This is a genomic window from Protofrankia symbiont of Coriaria myrtifolia (genome assembly GCF_900634755.1).
Taxonomy (GTDB): Bacteria; Actinomycetota; Actinomycetes; order Frankiales; family Frankiaceae; genus Protofrankia; species Protofrankia coriariae.
The window spans coordinates 1-3,535 of the sequence record NZ_CAAAFS010000353.1; the positions used below are offsets into that span (position 1 = coordinate 1).

2 protein-coding genes and 1 pseudogene are annotated in these 3,535 nt (G+C 74.7%); 1 reads left to right on the forward strand and 2 read right to left on the reverse strand.

Going from position 1 to position 3,535, the window contains the following annotated elements; all coding sequences use genetic code 11:
• Nucleotides 1-1,257 (forward strand): annotated as a pseudogene (locus CM1CMNOD_RS20605) (hypothetical protein); the annotation flags it as partial.
• Here CM1CMNOD_RS20605 and CM1CMNOD_RS20610 read toward each other — a convergent pair.
• Nucleotides 1,178-2,749: a glycosyltransferase family 87 protein gene (locus CM1CMNOD_RS20610; RefSeq protein WP_166462334.1), complete on the reverse strand. Its 1,572-nt coding sequence runs from the start codon at nt 2,747-2,749 to the stop codon at nt 1,178-1,180. The pseudogene CM1CMNOD_RS20605 and the gene CM1CMNOD_RS20610 overlap by 80 nt on opposite strands.
• A 238-nt stretch (nt 2,750-2,987) precedes the next feature.
• On the reverse strand, nt 2,988-3,535 hold a 548-nt coding region (locus tag CM1CMNOD_RS24560; RefSeq protein ID WP_431607665.1), incomplete at its 5' end, for an RNHCP domain-containing protein.

Below are 3,535 nucleotides of genomic sequence, written 5' to 3' on the forward strand. Positions count from 1 at the left end.
AAGCGGGAGCGGGTGGGATGGGGACAGGCGGGGTACGGGCGCCCGCGACGGTCCCGTCGGTGGCCGCGGTCTCGGTGGTCGACCGGGTCCCAGTGGTCGACGCGGGCGGGTGCGCTGCGCTGCGCCGCGGTCGCGCTTGCCTGTCTCGCTGGGACGGTCAAGGTGACCGCCTTCCTCGCCCTTGCCGTGCTGGTCCTCGTCCACCTGCGTGAACGGGTCGCAGCCGGCCACACCGGGAGGGCCACCGCCGGCCACGGCCGAAGCGACCGCGGAAACCACGACGAGAACGGCGAAGCATCCCCCGCACGCCGGTCAGTGGTCGCGGCCGGCGCGGGGAGCGCCCTTTTCGATCTTTCGGTTGCGGCGGTGACGATGGCGGTGAGCATGGTCGCGGCCGGCTTCGGCCCGACCTGGATCGGCGCGCTGGCCACCTCTGGACAGTCGCGGACCGGCATCGCACCCGCCGCGTTGCTCGCCCACCTGATCCGGCTACCGCTGGGCCTGCTGGGTCTGCTGAACCTGCCGGGCCCGTGGGATACCGGCGATCAGGCCGAGACGGCGCTCGCTGCCGGGCGGGCGGTGTCGCTGGCCGTCGCCGCGGCCGTCGTCGCCTGGCTCCTCGTGCGCGCCTGGCGCAGACCATCCCTGCCCCCGTGTCTGCCCGCGCCATCCCATCCGGCGCTGTCGTCCGCTCCGGCACCATCCGTCATGACGCCATCCGGCCCGACAGCTGCCGACCCGACAGCATCCGCGCCGGCAATGTCTGGCCCGGTGACATCCGCTCCGACGTCGCCCGGCCGGGCGACGCCCGCCCCAGCACCATCTACGCCGGCAACGTGCGGCCCGACAGCACCCGCTCCGACAGCACCCTCTCCGGCGCTGCCCGTTGCTGTAGCGGGCACGTCGGCGTCGGCGCGAGGGTGCGTGCCGGACGATGTCGCCATCGTCGGGGTCGGGGGGATGGCGGTTGCCCTGGGTAGCCCGGTCGTCTACCCGTGGTATCTGGCGCCCACTGTTCCGGCGCTCGCCGTCATCGCAGCCAGCGGCGGATCCGCGGCGGCGCGCCGACTGGTGATCGTCACGTCGGTGGTGCTGTGCGTGACGTCGCTGGCGTCGCTGGCTCCGACCTGGGCCCTGCTGGGCCGGGCAGCTCCACCCGGCACACCCACAGCCATGATCATAAGCGTGGCTGTGGGGGCCGCCGCCCTGGGCGCGCTGCTCGCGCGACCTCGCCGACGGCGAACCAGCAGACGATGACCAGCAACAGGTTGCGCACCACCAGCAGCAGGCTTGCGACGACCTGTCCCGCGAGCAGGTCGTCGTACCGGATCGGGTAGACCACCAGAGAGATCAGGCAGATCGCCGGCAGCCCGACGGTGATCCACCGACGTGGCGGGGCAGGCTGGGCCGCCCGAGCACCGACCGGGCCCACCCCGGTGTCCGGACCGGTCCGGGAGGGCGCGCCGGCCCGGTCCGGACCGCCAGCGCCCGTCCCGGTCGCAGGTTCGGTGCCGGTACCGCTGACCGAGTCCAGCCCGGTGTGGCCCGCCGCGAGCTCCGGGCCCGCCATCGGTGCCGCCCCCGCGGTGCAGCCGGCGCCGATGGCCGCTCCCCGGCCCGCGGCAGGGCCGACAACAGGGCCGATAACAGGACTGGCAACAGGAGCGGTACCGGTGGCCAGGCCCGGACCGCTGGCCGGACCGCTGGCCGCCGGGTTCGGCCACAAAGGACGGCAGGCGGCGACCGCCAGCAGCCACACCAGGTACTGGGGGCTGAGCACCCGGCTCGTCACCAGGACGATCAGGAGCAGCGCCAGCATCCGGTCCGCCGGATTCGTGGCCGCACGTGACCGCAGGGGTGTCCACCACCACACGGTGGCACCGAGCACGGCCACGATCTCCGCCACTGAGCAGGCCGTCGCCACGGCGCGTGCCGCCGGGGAGCCGAACTGGAACGATCCCCAGTCGTAGACCGGGCCCGAGCCCAGGCCAACCATGTGCGCCAGGACGAACGGGGTCGCCGGGACGGCCTCGGTCTGCAGGCCGCGAGCTTCCTGCGCGCCGAGGAAACCGAACGCCTCCCGCCACCAGCCCGTCGCGAACAGCACCGCGGCCACCAGCGCCACCGCCGCCGCCAGCCCGCCGGCCAGCCTGGCCAGGGCCGGCCACGACGCCGTACCGGTGGCACGCGCCACCAGCGGGCCCGGACGCGCGTCGCGGGCCGGCGCCGGGCCCGCGCCAGGGACCGGGCCGCGTGCTCCCACCACGCGGCCGAACGCGGGCAGGAGCAGCACCGGCCACACCTTGAGCAGGACGCCGAGGCCGACCGCGAGCCCCACCCGCCCCCACCGCCGGTCGGTGGCACCGACCAGCGCGGCCACCACCAGAACGGCCGGCAACAGGTCGAAACGGGCCAGTGCGACCGGTCCGAGCGCGCAGATCCCCAGCAGCCAGAAGCGGGCCGCGGACGCCGAGCGCCGGGCCAGCATGCCGGTGACCGCCGCGTCCGCCGCGAGGATCATCAGGAAGAAACCGACCTCGTAGGGCAGCCTGGTGACCGTCTCCAGCACGGACGGGACGGCAAGCGCGATCGCCGCGGCCGGCGGGTACTGCCAGCGGTCGTCGTCGACGGGGAGCCCCGCGCCGTGCACCAGGCCGTGGCCCCAGTGGTCGTAGAGCCGGACGTCGCCAAGCACCCCGTGCTGCGCGCCCAACGTCCTGCCCGCGACGGCGAGGATGACCAGGAGCACCCGGGAGACCAGCCAGAAGATCCGAATCCGGCGGGCCGACCAGGGCCTGAACCATGGCTGCGTCCACCGGGACAGGCGCGCCGGCGGCACAGGCCGGCCGGGATACCCGGGGCGGGATGGGATCCGTCGCGACACGGACAGGCGCCGGCCCGGCCGCCGTGGCGCCGGCCCGGCGGTACCGATGTCAGCCGTCCGCACGTTCCATGACGGTATCCGCCGCCAGAGTGCCAGGTCCCGCCTACCCGGCTGGGCCGGGGCTGTCCCGGTTCGGGTGGCGCCGGTCCGGGCGGTTCCCGCGGCCGGCCCCCTCGTACCCGGAGCATTCGTACCCGGAGCCCTCGTGCAACTGCCGTTCGTATCCTGCGCCCTCGTACAACTGCCGTGGCCGGGCCCGCTCGCGCCGGCCAGGCCGCTCGCGTCCGCCCCGCGGAGCGCGGCGCGCGGCATGATCCGGGACGGAACCGGCATGGTCGACGCCGCCCTGCGCCGACAGCCGCATGACTGCCTCAAGGTCGTCCGCCGGGGATATCCTGTTCCGCCGTTGGTGGCCGCAGGCCTCACAGCGGTGGAGCAGGATGGTTCGCCCGGCGCGCACCTCCACCGCGACCGGACGCATCGACCCCGCGCAGTCGGCGGCCCGATCGCCGGGGTTGACGTCCACGTGCCGGGACCACAGGCAGCGCGGGCAGTGGTTGGTGTAGCCGTCGCCGCGCACCGGCGTCCCGCAGGCAAGGCAGCGGAAGTCCTCGGCGGTACGGGTGAAGCGACGGGTCACCGCATGACAGT